This is a genomic window from Dendronalium sp. ChiSLP03b, from assembly GCF_034531165.2.
In the GTDB taxonomy this organism is placed as follows: Bacteria; Cyanobacteriota; Cyanobacteriia; order Cyanobacteriales; family Nostocaceae; genus Dendronalium; species Dendronalium minutum.
Map to the genome: position 1 here is coordinate 1 of NZ_JAVRBR020000144.1, position 17640 is coordinate 17640.

Annotated in this window: 19 protein-coding genes and 1 pseudogene; 7 read left to right on the top strand and 13 right to left on the bottom strand. The window is 40.4% G+C overall.

The genetic code is table 11. From position 1 onward, the window contains the following. The coding region (locus tag RMY31_RS33100; RefSeq protein WP_409879144.1) for an HNH endonuclease at window positions 1–774 on the bottom strand (774 nt) is incomplete at its 3' end. A gap of 8 nt (window positions 775–782) precedes the next feature. Between RMY31_RS33100 and RMY31_RS33105 the strand changes: the two genes are divergently transcribed. Next, window positions 783–1037, top strand: a complete 255-nt coding sequence (locus RMY31_RS33105) for a hypothetical protein (protein ID WP_409879146.1) — start codon at window positions 783–785, stop codon at window positions 1035–1037. A 510-nt stretch (window positions 1038–1547) separates the two neighbouring features. Here RMY31_RS33105 and RMY31_RS33110 read toward each other — a convergent pair. Both RMY31_RS33110 and RMY31_RS33115 read right to left on the bottom strand, forming a co-directional pair. Next, a complete protein-coding gene (locus RMY31_RS33110) occupies window positions 1548–1796 on the bottom strand; it encodes a hypothetical protein (protein ID WP_409879148.1) in 249 nt (82 codons plus the stop codon). After that, window positions 1790–2191, bottom strand: coding sequence for a hypothetical protein (locus RMY31_RS33115; RefSeq protein WP_409879150.1), 402 nt, complete (start codon window positions 2189–2191; stop codon window positions 1790–1792). The genes RMY31_RS33110 and RMY31_RS33115 overlap by 7 nt, the downstream gene beginning before the upstream one ends. A gap of 423 nt (window positions 2192–2614) precedes the next feature. On the opposite strand from RMY31_RS33115, the gene RMY31_RS33120 reads away from it, so the two are divergent. Further along, complete coding sequence (locus RMY31_RS33120; RefSeq protein ID WP_409879152.1) at window positions 2615–3064, top strand: Hsp20/alpha crystallin family protein; 450 nt, start codon at window positions 2615–2617, stop codon at window positions 3062–3064. Between the two features lie 211 nt (window positions 3065–3275). On the opposite strand, the gene RMY31_RS33125 is transcribed toward RMY31_RS33120, so the two are convergent. Together RMY31_RS33125 and tnpA are read right to left on the bottom strand one after the other, a co-directional pair. Beyond that, entirely contained in the window at window positions 3276–4151 is an 876-nt protein-coding gene (locus RMY31_RS33125) for a class I SAM-dependent methyltransferase (RefSeq protein WP_409879154.1), read from the bottom strand. Between the two features lie 78 nt (window positions 4152–4229). After that, window positions 4230–4632: pseudogene (tnpA, locus tag RMY31_RS33130) on the bottom strand (IS200/IS605 family transposase). 46 nt (window positions 4633–4678) lie between these two features. Between tnpA and RMY31_RS33135 the strand changes: the two are divergent. Then, entirely contained in the window at window positions 4679–5803 is a 1125-nt protein-coding gene (locus RMY31_RS33135) for an RNA-guided endonuclease InsQ/TnpB family protein (protein ID WP_409879157.1), read from the top strand. A 301-nt stretch (window positions 5804–6104) separates the two neighbouring features. Continuing rightward, window positions 6105–7187, top strand: coding sequence for a photosystem II q(b) protein (gene psbA / locus RMY31_RS33140; RefSeq protein WP_409879159.1), 1083 nt, complete (start codon window positions 6105–6107; stop codon window positions 7185–7187). 248 nt (window positions 7188–7435) lie between these two features. On the opposite strand, the gene RMY31_RS33145 is transcribed toward psbA, so the two are convergent. From RMY31_RS33145 to RMY31_RS33175, 7 genes are all read right to left on the bottom strand, one after another. Then, window positions 7436–7924 carry a hypothetical protein gene (locus RMY31_RS33145; protein ID WP_409879160.1) on the bottom strand — a complete coding sequence of 163 codons (489 nt, stop codon included), beginning with the start codon at window positions 7922–7924 and terminating at the stop codon, window positions 7436–7438. Window positions 7925–8316: 392 nt separating this feature from the next. Further along, complete coding sequence (locus RMY31_RS33150; protein ID WP_409879162.1) at window positions 8317–8772, bottom strand: hypothetical protein; 456 nt, start codon at window positions 8770–8772, stop codon at window positions 8317–8319. A gap of 73 nt (window positions 8773–8845) precedes the next feature. Then, a complete protein-coding gene (locus tag RMY31_RS33155) occupies window positions 8846–9688 on the bottom strand; it encodes a toll/interleukin-1 receptor domain-containing protein (protein ID WP_409879164.1) in 843 nt (280 codons plus the stop codon). 256 nt (window positions 9689–9944) lie between these two features. Continuing rightward, entirely contained in the window at window positions 9945–11279 is a 1335-nt protein-coding gene (locus tag RMY31_RS33160) for a NurA domain-containing protein (RefSeq protein ID WP_409879166.1), read from the bottom strand. Window positions 11280–11294: 15 nt separating this feature from the next. Further along, window positions 11295–13310 (bottom strand): ATP-binding protein, encoded by a 2016-nt coding sequence (locus tag RMY31_RS33165; protein WP_409879168.1) that lies wholly within the window; start codon window positions 13308–13310, stop codon window positions 11295–11297. Window positions 13311–13368: 58 nt separating this feature from the next. Beyond that, window positions 13369–13617 carry a helix-turn-helix domain-containing protein gene (locus tag RMY31_RS33170; protein WP_409879170.1) on the bottom strand — a complete coding sequence of 83 codons (249 nt, stop codon included), beginning with the start codon at window positions 13615–13617 and terminating at the stop codon, window positions 13369–13371. Between the two features lie 183 nt (window positions 13618–13800). Next, entirely contained in the window at window positions 13801–14298 is a 498-nt protein-coding gene (locus RMY31_RS33175) for a hypothetical protein (protein WP_409879172.1), read from the bottom strand. A gap of 67 nt (window positions 14299–14365) precedes the next feature. Here RMY31_RS33175 and RMY31_RS33180 point away from each other — a divergent pair, with 67 nt between their 5' ends. Next, window positions 14366–15913, top strand: a complete 1548-nt coding sequence (locus RMY31_RS33180; protein WP_409879174.1) for an FAD-binding domain-containing protein — start codon at window positions 14366–14368, stop codon at window positions 15911–15913. Between the two features lie 406 nt (window positions 15914–16319). Then, entirely contained in the window at window positions 16320–16592 is a 273-nt protein-coding gene (locus RMY31_RS33185; protein WP_409879176.1) for a GlsB/YeaQ/YmgE family stress response membrane protein, read from the top strand. Window positions 16593–16722: 130 nt separating this feature from the next. Here RMY31_RS33185 and RMY31_RS33190 read toward each other — a convergent pair whose 3' ends face one another. Beyond that, entirely contained in the window at window positions 16723–16860 is a 138-nt protein-coding gene (locus tag RMY31_RS33190; RefSeq protein WP_409879178.1) for a hypothetical protein, read from the bottom strand. A 99-nt stretch (window positions 16861–16959) separates the two neighbouring features. On the opposite strand from RMY31_RS33190, the gene RMY31_RS33195 reads away from it, so the two are divergent. Beyond that, window positions 16960–17640 (top strand): helix-hairpin-helix domain-containing protein (locus RMY31_RS33195; protein WP_409879180.1); only part of this gene is annotated, 681 nt, incomplete at its 3' end.

A 17640-nucleotide genomic window follows, 5' to 3' on the forward strand; every position in this document is an offset into this window, starting at 1 on the left:
GTCAAAAGCCCAGTGATGATTTTTGCAAAGGGACAGCCCGTTGTTGATGCGGTCATCGTAGAACTGAGAAAATGGTTTGATATGTGACCCGTCCACAATGTTCTGTCCAAGTGAGTCGAGTATCTGTAACCCACAAAACGCGCAAGTGTGGTTGTAAGTTGAAACAACGATTTTACGGAACGCACCATCTCGCACAATTACAGCTTGCTCATCTTCTAATTCTTCTGGCTGATAGACCTTACCGCCAGTGCGTTGCAATTGGTCTTGTAGTTCAGCAAAGGCGTTGACTTGCAATAATGACTCTATATCCTGTGTACGCTCGTTAAACCACGAATTAATGAGTGTGTGGGTTAGTACAGTGCGATCGCTCTGGTTTTGCAGCAGTGACCACAGTTCATCATCAAGGTAAGCATACTCTACAGTTTGCTTAATGATACTAGGAGTCCTGATTTTCACCTTGGCAGCAATCAATGATTCAAACCCAAGTTTCATCTGAAAATGCCAGAAACCGTCACTAGTGAGGTGATAAAAAGGTAAGCCTATATCTGGCTTGCGTAATGGCTCCAGGTGGCTCCACAGTTTGAGAAAGGTAGCAATGAGTTCAGCAGACAAAGAAATTTGGTTTTGTCTTATCTGCCTAGTTGCTATCATTTCAATGACAGATAATAGCAAAATCGGCTTATTTGGTGCGCTGGGGCTAACATTTAACCCCAGCTTCCCAACAACAGACCTCTTAGAAAATTTCTTAACGTAGTAAGCTAAATCTTTGGCCATTCGCAGTTATGAGAGAATATCGATGTACACGTAACGCATTATACTCACACGACTGCACTGGGCGCGATGACCTTAAAGAACGCCAGGGTCATTACATCTGGGCAATCAATGAAGAAGCTGCATGGCAAGAAATGGCGCGGCGGTATCCCAATGAAACCGAGGCGGGATTTACTGTGCAGGAGTGGGAAGGTTTTGACGTTAAGGTGATAGAAATCAAGCGTGATGAAAACGGGAATATTATAGCAATACCTTTGCCAAAATAAGAGCCTATAAAAATTTTGGCAAAAATGGCAAAATGACGCATACATAAGCGTTTAGCTTACAAGGTAGCTTGGACGCTCAAACCCTTTATCCTGCGAGCAATACGTTAAAAAAACCTTGCGGGAAACCTTGAAGGAATTTTTAGGACTTATTGTTTTTGCCAAACCTTAGAAGCAAGGGAGTTAATACATCAACTCACCCTCGTAAATTGGCGAAGGTATTGTTATAGAGTAGCGTTTTTAACCCCTGCTATGTCATCGGGAAGCAAAATTATCAGCACGATTCTCAAGCACGATAGCAAAGTGACGAGCTACAAAATAGCCTTGCTGCGTGCGATTAATGATGTCGTTCTCAGCTTCCCAGATTTACGGAACCTAAGAGCAGACGTAGCAGTTCCTTTGAGTTTACTAGCACAGTTTTGGGTGGCTTATTATTGGCCGTTTGTCAAACCCAACGAACCTATCTTGCAAGGGCAACGAGCAATAGTGAACGGTCAATTGCGAAATGATATGTCAAAGGTCAAGCACTTGGCTAGGGTTTTGTCCTGGTTCCACCATGATGATATATTCCCCATAAGGACGACCATTTTCCCATTCACATGCATCGACTATATAGTAAGTATTATTAAATTTAAATACTGCCATTGCTCGATTTCTTCTAGTCGCTACTTGGATGGCAATGTTAACAAGTTCTAAAAGTTTTTCAAATGTCATCAAATATTTATAGCTATGATGAATTAAGCTGGTTATTGTTGCTACCACTCAGGGTTAATCAACTCTACCTTTGACACCTCATAATGACGGCAAGTTTCTAAGTCAACTTTAGCTGCTTTAATAGAACGCACAGCAATGCTAGATAGAGAATACACCTTGAGGTCTGGAGTGTCGGAATTTGAAAGCGTGGTTAACGCTTCCATTGGAGTTAAGCTGGCGCTGAGGGCTACTACGAATGGTTTTAGGTTTAACCAATGTAATGCTGCACTAGTAGACCAAGTAGAAGACGGCTGTTCATGGTATTCTTTGTAGCCCAACTCAAAAGCATCACGGGCTTGCTTCTGGGTCGAATAAGTTAATAAATTGTTGTTATCAGGGTTAAGGGGTAAGTATGCTCCCTCTGTGGTGTCAAAGATAATAAAATAATTTTGCTTTGTTTCCATAAGTTAGAAACTTATCTTACTTCCCAAGCATAATCAAGTTATTCCCCACTGAAGACTCCACAAAATTAGGGTGCGATCGCTCCTTGCTCTGTTTTCCTCTAAGACAAAGCCTAGATGTTGCTGGGCGTGGATATCAGAGTTGAGATTGGGTAGGGCTAAAGCTTGACTTCACTATGCCCTTCAATAGCAGATTTATTAGTTGATAATTATTGTTATTAATAGTTATTATTCTGGTTTGCCGAACCTAAAAAATCGAGTAAACCGTAATCTTTTTTCATGCCTAATTTGGTGCGGTAATCATCATGTTATTAGGTGATAAAAACCGAATTTACAGAAGTTTTAACCATACTTATTATGAATACATAAGCACAAAAACAAGTGCAAAAACGATTAAACAGAAGCTAATTAATCCGAGAAAGAGTTATGGCACTAGTTCGTTACAACCCCTGGCAAGAATTGAATGCTTTAGAACGTCACATCAACGGCTTACTTGGAGATACCAGAGTACCATCTGCACGGTTTGAAAAAGGCTTTATCAGAGTTCCGGCTGCTGAGTTGCAAGAAACTGATGATGCTATTCATCTGAAGCTAGAACTGCCAGGAATTGATGCTAAAGACCTAGATATTCAAGTCACCGAAAATGCTGTTCAAATTAGCGGTGAGCGCAAGTCTGAATCTAAAACCGAAAACAATGGCACTATTAAGAGCGAATTCTACTATGGTAAATTCCAACGTGTAATTCCTCTATCTGCTAGGGTTCAAAATACCAATGTCACCGCAGATTATAAAGATGGCATTTTGAATTTGACACTGCCCAAGTCTGAGCAAGAAAAGAACAAAGTTGTCAAGGTTAATCTACAACCTGCTGGCTAATTGGTTGTGATGAGACTACTCTACCTCCAATAATTGATTGAGATAGCTAAAAGCCCGGTTATGAGATTGACCGGGCTTTTTTGTAACAATTGTCTGTAATAGGTGCATAAATCTTGTGTGTTTAATCGGTGGTTAGTTTATGCGATCGCTCTTAACAGTCAATAGTTATTAGTCAGTTGTCCCCCTATCCCTCCATCCTTCCATCTCCCTCTTAGGAGGCTTTGGGTTTAACGAACTTGAGAGTCATGCGATCGCTCTCCCCAATGGTGAGGAAGCGTTGCCTGTCCTTTTGACCTTCGCTCAAGGTCGGAGGTAGTGTCCAGACTCCGCCTGGATAGTCTTTAGTATCCTTTGGGTTGGCGTTAATCTCTGATTTGCCCACCAATTTGAAGCCGACTTTCTCCACAGCAGCAATTACCCCATCAAGAGACATGTAGCCAGTTTTGATACTCTCAGCTAAAGAAATACCCACTTTGCCCCGGTGTTCTTCCACTCCCAAAATGCCCCCTGGCTTAAGTGCTTTATAAGCAGCTGCATAAACTCGATCGGCATAGCCAGCCTTAACCCAATTGTGAATATTGCGGAAGGTAACAACCATGTCTACAGAGTTGTCTGGAGCTAGGGTAAGTTCGGTTGGTGGATCAATTTGGGCGACTTTGACTTTACCAAAAACCTCTGGGTCAGCCGCCAGTTTCTTTTGAAAAGCCAAGGCTTGTTTATTTTGGTTGGGAGCAAAGTTAGTAACTATGAGTTGTCCCTTTTGGGCTAGAAATGGGGCTAATATCTCGGTATACCACCCGCCTCCTGGCCACAATTCAACTACGGTCATATTTGGGCGCAGACCGAAGAATTCGAGGGTCTGGGCTGGGTGACGGTACTTGTCTCGGAGGCGATTCTGCTCTGAGCGATGACTGCTGGTAATTATGGTTTGGAGTGTGGTTGTGCCATCGAACGTTGTGGATTTTTCGCTCTCGTTAGCTAGAACAGTTAGGGGCATTACGGATGCCAACAAAAACAAAGCTAAAGTTAGTGCTTTAAGCAAGCCACGATGACGTTTTGCCCAAGTGGGATTTTGTGCAGATTTCATAGCTATTTTTTTACGAGTAGTGATGCGTAAAGCCCCCGTCATTCATGCGGGGGATATAAGCGAACAGGCTGAATTTATTCAGCCATGATGTGGATCGTTAATATACTCTAGTACTTTTTGTGTACTAACCTTTCCAGTAGTATCAAACATATAAGAATGTGTCCATAAACTAGGAAGTTTAAGTAGGTCAGGAAATTCCTGTTTTAAAATCCGTGAAGAGCGTCCTTTAAACGCTTTCACAATTTGAGCAATAGAGTGATGAGGGTCATACTCAACCAACAAATGAACATGGTCTGGTGCAATTTCTAAGGCTTTGATAATCCATTTATTGTCATGAGCAACAGATTGAAATACCTCAATACATCGAAGTTTTAATCTTTCATTGTCGGCAAACACTCTTCTGCGCCGACACGGTATCCAGACGCTTATGAACGGTAGCCAATCCAATTGTATGATTGTAGTGATTATATACAGTTTTCATGTAGATGAGCGTTGATTATCTACACAATAAATGGTATCATAGTCACATGAAAACCCTGAAGTTTAAGCTATACAACCACAAGCGAAATAGACATCTCAAACGCTCAATCAATGCTGCTGGGGTGATTTATAATCACTGCATTGCCCTGCATCAAAGGTATTATAAAATGTGGGGCAAGCATTTAAGTTGTGCCAAACTTCAATCTCACATTGCCAAATTGCGAAAGAAAAATCCGTTTTGGCAAAAAGTAGGTTCTCAAGCGGTGCAGGATATATGTCAACGCATTGAGAAAGCCTATCAGTTGTTTTTTAAACACAATAAAAAAGGAGTTAGACCACCAGGATTTAAGAAGGTTAGAAAGTACAAATCTTTCACCCTCAAGCAAGCAGGGTATAAGTTCTTGAGTGGTAACAGAGTCAAGATTGGCAGTCGAGTTTATCAATATTGGAAATCAAGAGAGATAGAAGGAACAGTCAAAACCTTAACCATTAAACGCACCCCATTGGGTGAGTTGTTTATGGTGGTTGTAGTTGATAATGTCTCTAGCCCACAAGTCAAATTCACGACTGGTAAGATAGCGGGATTTGATTTTGGATTAAAGACATTCCTCACATGCTCGGACGGTACTTTAATTAACTCACCCCAATTCTTCAAACAATCCTTGAACGCTGTCGGAAAAGCAAGTCGCCATCATTCGCTCTCATTGAAGGGGTCTGTTAATCGAGAACGAGCGAGGAAAAACCTAGTCCGCAGACACGAGGATATTGCCAATTCTCGCCGTGATTGGTTTTGGAAACTTGCCCACGAGTTGACCAACAAATACAACGTGCTGTGTTTTGAAACCTTAAACCTCAAAGGGATGCATCGTCTTTGGGGACGTAAAGTTTCCGATTTGGCCTTTGGGGAGTTCCTGCAAATCTTGGAGTGGGTTGCTAAAAAGAAAGACAAACAAGTGATCTGCATCGACCAATGGTATCCATCTACTAAGACCTGTTCCAGTTGTGGACACGTATTAGAAAGCTTGGATTTGTCGGTCAGACAGTGGCGTTGCCCATCGTGCCAATCGGTGAATGGACGTGATGAAAACGCTGCACGAAATATTCAAGCAGTCGGGGCATCGACTGCCGAGTTAGGCAATGTAAGTCGGGCAGTGCCTGCAATTGCTGTTTGACCTCAGAATCCCCCGTTTAGAAAACGGGGGAGTATGTCAATTTCCGCTTCAGCATAAAGGCAAATATGGCTTTCATGAAAGGGTGCGATCTTCGCAGCTTAACGAAGTTATCGCTCTTGAGTCTTCTTAAATGGGTACGTCATCGCACTCATCTAGCTCTTTAATAAGTAAAACTAATGGTTTATCCCAGTTTTCTAAAATTCCCAATACTTGATTAATTTTTGTAAATCAATGTAAAGTATTGTTACAGACAAAAACACACTTGTCTGATTCATATATCAATAACCGCACTTATAAAACCATGACCGCAACCATTCAACAGCGCCAAAGCGCCAACATTTGGGAGCAGTTCTGCAACTGGATAACCAGCACCAACAACAGACTTTACATCGGCTGGTTCGGCGTACTGATGATCCCCACCCTACTAGCAGCAACCACCTGCTTCATCATTGCCTTCATCGCCGCACCTCCAGTAGACATCGACGGCATCCGCGAACCAGTAGCAGGTTCCCTACTGTATGGAAACAACATCATCTCCGGTGCAGTAGTACCTTCCTCCAACGCCATCGGCTTACACTTCTACCCCATTTGGGAAGCAGTATCCTTAGATGAATGGCTGTACAACGGCGGCCCCTACCAGTTAGTAATCTTCCACTTCCTAATCGGCGTATTCTGCTACTTAGGACGTGAGTGGGAACTATCTTACCGCTTGGGAATGCGTCCTTGGATTTGCTTGGCATTCTCCGCACCCGTAGCCGCAGCCACCGCAGTCTTCTTGGTTTACCCCATCGGTCAAGGTTCCTTCAGTGATGGTATGCCCTTGGGTATCTCCGGAACCTTCAACTTCATGATTGTCTTCCAAGCAGAACACAACATCCTCATGCACCCCTTCCACATGTTAGGTGTGGCTGGTGTCTTCGGTGGAAGCTTGTTCAGTGCAATGCACGGTTCACTAGTAACTTCTTCCTTGGTTCGCGAAACCACTGAAAGCGAATCTCAGAACTACGGTTACAAGTTCGGTCAAGAGGAAGAAACCTACAACATTGTTGCAGCACACGGTTACTTCGGTCGTCTGATTTTCCAATACGCTTCTTTCAACAACAGCCGTTCTCTACACTTCTTCTTGGCTGCTTGGCCTGTAATCGGTATCTGGTTCACCGCGTTGGGTGTCAGCACCATGGCGTTCAACTTGAACGGTTTCAACTTCAACCAGTCTGTGATTGATTCTCAGGGTCGTGTGATTAACACTTGGGCTGATATCATCAACCGCGCTAACTTGGGTATGGAAGTGATGCACGAGCGCAATGCTCACAACTTCCCTCTGGATTTGGCTAGTGGTGATGTTGCTCCTGTGGCATTGACTGCTCCTGCGATTAACGGTTAATCAGTAATTAGGTCAAATAAAATCAAAGGCGCTCTTCCATTTGGGGGGCGCTTTTTAGTGTCCACGAACGGGGGTAGTGGGGGTGCTAAGAAAGAGGCGATCGCGCCTTGTTTTCCTCGCTTGAATGAAAGGCGATGCCTGCGGTTTTTGTGCTTCCCGCCCAACACTTCCTCAATCACGAACGTTTTCAACTTCCAAAGCAGCAAACAACGCCTTAACTGCCAAGTAAAGCGATCGCATTTGTTGCACTATTCTTCGGTCACGGTCAGTTCCTGCATCAGGGCATCATTTATCCGCTGCGCTTGTTCTTGTGACTGTTCGGTTACATTGAACGCTTGCTGCACTACAGCTTGAACTTCCTCTGGTAGAGATTCAAATTTCTCAGGGTTGAGTATGACAATGCGGCAACCGGGGTAAGGCATAAAATCAGTAAACGCTTCCATCCCCGATTTAATCAGAGTTTTGCTAAGTTCGGTGATGGGATGATGGGGCTTATGGTTATCTTCACTGCGGTTGATTTCTGATGCCATATAACCGCAAAACCAACTGAGGGTATTAATATCACCTTGGAATGCCGCTACAATACCTGTTACTACCTGTTTGTTGAGGGCCGCAGGTAGATTATCAAAGATGCTGTCTAGGGCTTCTGGGCTGCGTTGGTGGCAGTAACGCACGGCATCTTCAACAAGTTTATCGATTTTAGTGGGTTGAGGTTGCCCAAATTCTTTGGCAGACATGGTGGGAGTGTGCGATTGAATACGCGGATTTTAGCAGGGTTTGGAATTTGAGGAGTGAAGGGAGAGCGATCGCCTTTTGGGTGGCTTTAAAGGAGTATTGCTCGTCAGTTTTCCTCGCTTGATAAAGTTGAAGTTCAAAGATTCTGGCAATTTGGCATAACAACTCTGTGAATTGCCGTTTAAATGAGATATCAACAGAACAAAACAGCCACAAATCGCCTAAGTTGACCCAACGCTGTAGAACTCAGCAGTCAACCCACAGCGCTCGGTCATCGCTTCTCTACGAGACACTTCTCTACGAGACACTGCGCGAACGCTACAACTGGCTAGTAATGTACTAGAAAATACATAGTAAATGTGCAATGGCCTACCCGCTTGCCAAAGCAGGGCAACTACCCTCCTGATGTCCAAGTCCGTAATTTGGTTAGTGCAGGTTTAGAAAGTAAAGACAAATTGAGTCGGTATTGGAACATTGGGACATAGGAACCATTACCCTCGCGGACGGTAACGAGAAAGGCTGTTTTATTGCGTGGGTCTTTGTCGATTTTCTCTATGTAACCAGACTGTATTTGTTTTATGTTTAAAGGTTTTGCTTGTTTAAATCCTGGTTGTGAAATACAAACAATAGTACTTCCATCTTGATACCTACCTGAGTAAAACCAATATGTTTGCCCTTTGGTTTGAAATTCGGATTTATAGAAAATAGTAAACTTATCAAATTCATTTAATTGCTGATTTTGTTTACAGTTATTGTCAATGTATATTTCTTGAGCAGTGATTGGACTACTGGAGAATAAACCCAGTATTAAACTGAGAGTAAGTCCAGAGAATAGTGTTGTTTTAGACATAAATTTATTAATCAAAAGTTTCCTCTAAGAATGATAAGCGATCGCTCCCTGCCAATTTTGTTATGGATTTTGTTTACTCGTTATATTTAGGTTTACTTCTTATAATTATTCTATCTGCTTTCTGTCGAGCTTCTTTAATACTATTCATCCGTTCAATATAAACTTTATGTCCAGGTACATAATATTTTCCACTTTTTAGATGCTTTTGAATAGTTTTGTGAACTTCTCCTCTCTTAGCTACTCCTGTATAGTTGTTTTTTTTTCCTTCAGTTAAAATTTTATAGATTACAGGTTTATCGTTGGATAACTGACTAATTCCTTCAGCAGTAAAATTTACAGTTTGTGTTTTATGTTTTGAATCTTTGGAAGTATCTGATATACCATGATGCTGGGCAATCATCGTTTGACGAGATTTTCGATTGTTGACATCAGATGCTTTTACAGGAAGCTTTGATTGGTTAGCTTTCAGTGTAGTTTTAGGAATCTTTAAAGCGTCTGTATCAATAGTTTTAAGCTTCTTTATGAGAAGTTGAGCAAATTGTTTTGGAGAGAACTCCAGTAAATTGATATAAGCAGTTGTTGAGTGAACACCTGGAATTTCTGTGTTATCAAACCGGGCAGGAAGAATATACTCTTCATTTTTCTGAAATGCACGAGTCTGAGCGCTTTCCCGCTCATGATTAGTCCAATTTTTTCTTCGATAATGTTCCGAAATGAATATAACGCAAAAACGTGCTTTGTTACGGTAAACTTCATCTAGATGACTGTATAGGTTCTTGCCCCAAAGATTAACCTGCTCAAATACATCATAGAAAACTTTAATATCAGAATTTTTGAGATTATTTGCAACTTCCTCAACGTACTCTCTATCTTCACCAGCAAAAGAGAATGCGAAGTCATATTCGTATGCTTTCATTATAATAACTAACGTAATCTTTATTTCATAATTTAGACAATGTTAATTTATTATTTAGGACAATAAATCATACAACACAAAAGCTATACACAGCTTAACAATGTATCTCTAGATATCTTTTATTGTGGACAATGTTTCAGATTTAAAACAGACAATTAATGCACCTTATAAGTCTACATCACAAACTGAGAATTCACTTAAATTATGAATTTTAGGTATATGGCATGGATATGTGCTAAATTTCCTATAAAAACTCTCAACTATAAATTGCACCTTTAGCAAACTTCTGAAGAATTCTAGAGCTAGGATGGTCAGCCAAAGATACAAGCTTATTTGCTAAAGCAATAGGAATGAGAGAGCTATCGTACATATCGCACTTGAGCTTCTCAATGTTAGTTAAAATTGCACTCAAGTTTCGGAAGTCTGCCTCTTTGGGATTCGTCATATTCTTTGAAGTTGGTAAAGAAACAATGTATATTCCACCCGCCAATGTCTTAAAAATCAGCTTGTTGCTGTAGTAAGTTGTAGAACCATAAGGTTTTGTTGGGTCAGCTTTACCAGGAAGAATGTACTTGTAAATGTAATCATTATTCAGAATTAGGACAGTTCCGTTTGCAAGCTTTTCAGAAATTTCATCTGCGTGTTCTACAAAGGCTCCACTCTTTTCTAATCCAGCTAAATATAAGTTGTGATGTTTAAAAAGAAAGTTGATAAGCGATCGCATTGGACGATGCATATTTGCTGTTTGTCCGAAAAAGGCAAGCGGGCCATCCTTTACGAACAAGATTTCCTCCAGCAAAGCTGGCTTCATTTTAAGAACAAGTCGAATGAGGTGAACTAGGATAATCTGCTCTAACGTAGTCATCAAATATCCTAAAATGCCTCCAGCACCTAGCTCTTCATCAATAGCTTCGTGTAGCCGAAATACATCTGTTAGAAAAATCTCAGCGTTGCAATGATTACAAGAAAAGGTATGGTCTTTTGTCATTTCTCCCAGGTGAAGGGGAATACCTGTACTTCCGCAAACTGGACAACTTGCTAAGTTCCAAGTTGATAAGCTAACATCATATTCCTGAAAGATAAACCACCGTAGTGTTGCAATTAATTCCTCATTGTCTACCTTCTGGCATAAAAAGTTGTGAATAGTTCTACGTACCGAGTTTGTAAGTGTACTCTCACTTTTAAATTGGATATTACGAACAGGCAGAGTAAGTTTTAAACGCTGAATCTGCTTTAACTTCGCCATATCCTCTGGGTCTATAAAAGGCTGTTTACCAAGTCCATCAAGGTCGTCAATGCTAAAAATCAACGCTCCGATTTGGAAAAAGCAGACAGTTGATGATGGAAACCCGGTTTGTACGGCTACTTCGCTGTAGCCTCCGTCAATGGCGATGATGTTACGTATCGGATTTTTTGCTACAGGTTCGTAGGAGAAATTAAGGCAATCTGAAAGTGTAATTTCATCTGCTAACTTAGGAAGATTACACTGATTAAGAAACTCCTGTAGCGATTGGTCGTTAATTATGTGGCTATGTGCCGATTTACTGGCATACTCATTTGGCCGCCGTCCATGCTTACTTGTATATCCCATAAACTACTTGCTTTCCTAAATTTTAGAGAAACGGTCAATTTGAGTAGGAACTACGAAGGCATTAGAGTAGGTTTTCATGCGTACAAAACCTTTGTCACTATCCGCACTAAATCTAACTAGAGACTCGGTAAAGTCTCCAAAGTCATAATACTTTTTAATTTCTTTTGTTTCGTCCTCATTATTTAAGTGAGCAATGAACCAATTTTGAGTATTTTTTAGAATATTAGAACTAATTGAACTAACTTCCTGAGTAGCATAAGTTAAACCAAGATTTAGCTTTGCACCTTCTTTAGCAATCCGGTTATAGACTTGGCTTAAGTCCTTATCGTCCTTTTTAGGGAAAAGATTGTGAGCTTCTTCAAAGTAAAATTGAATGAAGTTATTGGGTGTATTTTGAATGAAGCGATTCATTGCATCTGCAAATATCTGTCGGCAAATACGCTCTGAATATAGGCGCTGAATTTCTGGATCGCCTTGAGAAAGGTCTACGATAATAATCTTTCCGTTACGAAGTTCTTCGATAATTTCCTGCTCAAATGGTTTATCATCTACTTCTGTATGAAGGATGGCAATGTCTCGTAATTTAATATAACCACTGATTGTAGGGCTAGCATTTGGTTTTGATTTACGTGTTAGAAAAACAAGCAATGCTTTTAAGTCTTCGTCAGCCCATTCGTGTCCTTTTTTACTTTGATAATCTTTAAAGAACTGGTCATTATAGTTTTCCCAAATTGTTTTGAACCATTCACTGGCTTCTTGTAAAGAAATACCATTTTTAGGGTTTAGACTTCCATCAGCCTTAACCATTTTATTGAGTGAATCTTCACCAGGAAACTTCAAACTTAATTTATTTGGATGCTTAAATCCTGCTTTAGACAAACAACACCAATAAGCTGCTTTTTTACGCTCATATCGTGTCATAGCAGAATAATCGGTCTTATCCTTTGGTTCTTCAAGGTTAATTGATAAGAAGCTTTTTACATAGTCAGCAGTTTCTAGCTCTAAATGGCTTCGTATTAATTCAAACCCAGATAATATATCCTGGTAGAAGTTCACCTTCATCACTTTGAAGCCATCTTTATTGATAGTACTATACCGGATGGTTCGCTCTTTGTATATCTCAAATATCGCTGTACCTTCATCTTGCATATTTGCATTTGCATACTCGCCATTAATGTCAAATATGATTTGACCGACCGGATATTTTGGTAAACCGTCATTAGTTAAAGGTTCTAAGTTCTGTGCAGCAGTACCGTTTAATTTCCCGTTGAGCGCGTAAGCAGCCTTATCGCTCATCGAAACTGTAGCTTGAATGACCTTTTTAACTGTGTTTGACTTACCTGTACGGGTCATTCCAAACAGAGCAGTACGTTTACCAAGAAAGTCTTTTGGACTTACGAAAACAGGTACATTATCTTCTTGTGCTTGGAAGCGAAGGCTAGAACTGTAGCGAACCTTCCCAATTTTGATATCAGTTGGCTTTCCTGTGATGCCCTCTTCACGGAAGTTTACGATAAGTTCTAATACGTCTGGATTTGGCTTAATGACTTTATAGTTATGGGCGCTATAAAAGTTTTCAACATCAGCGCCAAAACGTGTACATCCTTTATTGTCCTTATAAAATGTTCCTAAGATTCTACATTCTAATCCAGAGAAGCTAAATTCATATTTGGTGTAGCTATCTAACTGACTCTCTTTACCGCTCGTCTTTAAATTGTCCTTATAATATTCAATCATGGAACTGATAACATCGTTATCAGTGGGCAACTTTGCAGGTTTTACAACCCTGAGAAGCAATACCTCATAAACATCATCTTCATTTTCGTAATAAGCTAATAAAAAAGACCCTTGAGGAATTCCTTTAGCTTTCAGCTTCCAAGAGTCAGCAACTAAAATATATGCTTTTTCATAATCAATGTTAAATGGACGACCAATAAAAATACCAGTTTCTATATTGCCTGTACTACTATTTCTTTTAAATAAATCAACAGATGCAATTTTGGCTATTACATTGGTAAAACTTAGTGTCATAGATAATTTCCTTTTAAAAATTACTAGTTTTAGCACCAAATATTGCATTGAATATTGGTTAATTTATCAAATACTTCTCTAGCAAATCCTTACCTTCATCGCCCATCTGGAGCAATTGCGCCTCAATCTTTTCCATTGCTAAGGGCGATGGTTTAGCGCGTCCATTCTCCCATCGGTTGATTGTTGGGTAAGTGACACCTAAAGTAGCTGCAAACTGTTCTTGCGTTAGTCCAGTCAGTAGCCTGAGTTCACGAATGAGCTTGCCAACTTCTGGCTGGTTGATGACTAGGGGCTTTTTTGTGGTCATCTAGCTTATGAACTTAAATAACAAACTTGATGTAACACTTGATATATCATTTGACACATTTTAGCTACACCCACGCTTATGCGCTCTCCGCAAAAACTCTGAAAATTTTTTGGCTTAACAAGATTTAAAGCAATTTCGTCCGATCAAAAAGCATAGAGTGGAGTGCGATCGCCCCATCGCCCCCTACAGTTGCTCCATCTTCACCCCTGCCACTTCCATCATCACCGTAGTAATCGGCACAAGCCGCCCGACTGTGGTGTAGTGACTGCTTCCTACGGGTGTTGTAGTCGAGCGCTCCTTAAATCGTCGCATGGTGATGTGAAACCACTCCCGTGTTTTGGGCATTGGTAGCTTGTACAATTGGCGCGTATTTACAAAGTAATAGAATAGCCAATCCGCCTCAGTGTACATGAAACAGCCGGGGGTTCCCTTCTCTAGATTGCTGTGAGTCTCGAAGAACAAGTTACGAGTCCTGTCCCACCTGTCACCTTTCACCTCTATTAAAATTTCACCCGTCTGCATTGTCCAAATGAGGTCAATATCTCTGCATTGATAGTTGGGGTCATCTTCAACGTTGACAACACTAATAGTTTCTGACTTTGACCACAACCACGCCTCAATGTCAGTAGCCGCCTGATTAGCTACCTGCACCGCGTCATCCATGCTGTAGGCGTAGGTCATAGTTTTAGTTCCACATTCAAATTATTTAGTACTATTGTATTATTAAGTTGATATAGAAAATTGAGTTATGCACCTTCTGTGGTTTCGTCGAGACTTACGTTTAGCTGACAACGAAATCGTCACCTTAGCGTCTGCCAATAATACCGCAGTTTTACCATTCTTTATCATTGACCCTTGGTTTTATCAGTGGGTCGATGTCGGTAAAGCAAGGGTGCAGTTTTTGTTTGAGTCTTTAGAGAATCTAGATAGTAATTTACAAAAATTAGGCAGCAGACTAATTTTATTTGAAGGTAATTCTGTAGAGATTATACAAGAATTAACCAAACAATTAATACAGCAGGGACATAGACCAAAACTCTACTTTAATCGTGATGTACAAGTCGAGTATGGTATTAGCCGAGATAAAAGTATAGTTAATTTGTATCAAGCATTAAATCTCGATTATCATCTAGGACTAAATAACTTTTTACAATCACAAGATAAACGCGAGCAGTGGTTTAACGAGTATTACACATATCAAAGACAATCTATTTATCAAACTCCCACTAATATCAGCACTCCATCACTTTCTCTAAACGTACCTCAAATTACATTTTCTGAACTAAAACAGAAATATCGTGCTTTTTTGCAAACAGAACAGGTATATTTTCTTGGTGGAGAAACACAGGCACAAGCTACATTAAATTCATTTCTTAAGAATAGATTTAATGGCTATCACTGGAAACTTTCACGCCCTTGGTTAGCGCAAAAAGGTGCAACATCGCATTTATCACCACATCTGACTTTTGGTACAATTTCAACTCGCATTGTTTACCAACGTACTAAGGCACGAGCAGCAGAACTTACAAATCAGCCCAAGGCAGAATTTTCATTAAAAGCTTTTCGTGACCGTCTACGCTGGCATGATAGTTTTACACAGCGCCTTTATTTTTACCCAGAAATAGCTTACAAAAATCGTTACCCAGAATTTGATGAATGGTATACACCCCTAGAGTTACCACCGCAAAAACAAGAACTATTTCATGCTTGGCTTGAAGGGTTAACAGGCTTTCCCCTGGTAGATGCCAGTATGCGGCAACTAAAAACTATGGGTTGGATGAACTTTCGTATGAGGGCGATGTGTGCCACATTTTTAACTATCAACTGTGGTATTTCCTGGCATCACGGCGCTAGACATTATATGAACTATTTAGTAGATGGAGATTTAGCAATTGATAATTGGCAGTGGCAGATGCAATCAGGGGTTACTAATCCGCTTAGTGATACTTTTCGCATATATAACCCAAATAAGAATATTCAGGAAAAAGACCCAGACCTCAAATTTATTTACTATTGGGTAAGCGAACTAAAAGGTTACAGTCTCCCAGAAATTATTCAAGGTAAATATATTGGCACTAGTTCTTATCCACAAACTATTTTAGATTGGGCTAAAACCCGCAAAATTAACGGTAAAATCATCTCTGACCTTCGGAAAAAAGTAAGAGAAAGATTAACTCTCCAAGGTGGAACAGAATATGAAAGTGCAGTTGCAGCTAAAGAAACAGTCAATAAATACTGGCAGCACAAAGATAAGCAGTACAAAGAATTCAAGGAATTAGAGGCAGAACTAGAGTAGTTAAACAGAACAATTAACACAGAGTTAGTAACCGTGCGTAGTCAACGCAAAAACCGCTGTGACATCGCCTTTGCATCTGACAAAATCAAGTAAGGAAAAGTTGTACCTCTGGAGCGATCGCATTTAGTATCTGCTTTCAACTGGAGCTTAATTCTTCGAGTAGATGAGAAAAATCATTAAAAATGCATATACTGCAATTACAAGCAATGAATTTATAAGCCCCTAGTTCCAGACCTACTAGGAGCTTTTTCTTAATTTATTATCCATCAATTGAGAGGTATATCACAAGAAAGAATAGCATTCATCCTCAAGGCTATTAAGAATTTGTTCTATTGGTAGATTGAATGTCAATGTTGGGATTGCTATTGTGTATTTGTCAGTAAAAAACGTTTATCAAATTAAAACAATGAATATTCTTGCTTGGATTGTTTTAGGTCTAATTGCTGGTGCTATTGCAAAGGCTATCTACCCCGGTTATCAAGGCGGCGGAATCTTAGGAACAATCTTATTAGGAATTATCGGTGCTTTCGTTGGCGGTAGTTTGGGTGTATTTTTCAATACAGGAACCTTGACTTTAACAGCTTCAACTCTTAGCGTTCCCGGTATTTTGGTAGCAGTTCTAGGTGCAATTGTCGCCATTTTCTTGTGGAACTTGCTAAATCGCAGCAGTGCTGTGTAATTAATTAAATATTAGTCAATTGATAGTAAACATCTCTTAACCACATTTTCTCCCTGAATTTAAATAAAACAGTAGCGCTTGCCTAGATTTAGGTGAGCGCTAATATTATTTTGTTGAGGTGCAATGCCGTTCAAGCGATCGCTCTTGATAAAAAATTCTTAGAGGAAAAGTTACTACAACAGGAGCGATGCCTGTCTTGAAAAGTTTGATGGCGTATACATCCGCCCATCAACTTTTCGCTGCGGCGGTAAACTACGCTATTCTCCATAATTTCGTGTATAGTACAAAAATACTATTAAAGTGAATCCCATTACTTCATAGAACAGTGAGCATCGAGTATAATGGCTGCGCCGTTTCCACTCAAGCGATGTCCACCACACCCGGAGCAAACCAGCAACAAGTCAACGCTACTCTCAAGGATGAATCAATTATGGGAGTAGTGGAACGCCTGACGTATTACTCTCAAGAGTCAGGTTACACGGTGGCACGTTTGCAACGTCCTGGCGCGAAGGAACTAACTACGATTACCGGTAGCTTTGCAGATATTCAGCCAGGACAAACGCTGCAATTAACTGGTTTTTGGCGCGAACATCCCCAGTATGGTTTGCAGTTTCAAGTTGTTAATTATAAAGAAACCAAACCAGCAACACTTACAGGAATTGAGAAGTATTTAGGTAGCGGTCTAATTAAAGGTGTGGGGCCTGTAACTGCTAAACGTATTGTTGCCCATTTTGGGATAGAGACTCTAGATATTATTGAAAATCAAATCGAGCGCTTGAGCGAAGTCAACGGCATCGCCAAAAAACGGATTGCCATGATTCAAAAAGCCTGGAACGAGCAAAAAGCAATCAAGGAAGTGATGGTATTTCTGCAAAGCCACGGAGTTAGCACCACCTATGCAGTCAAGATTTATAAGCAATATGGCGATAAATCCATAGATACAGTTACCCATAATCCTTACCAGCTAGCGACTGATATCTATGGCATTGGTTTTTTAACTGCTGATAAGATTGCTCGAAATTTGGGTGTTCCCGCAGATTCCGAGTTT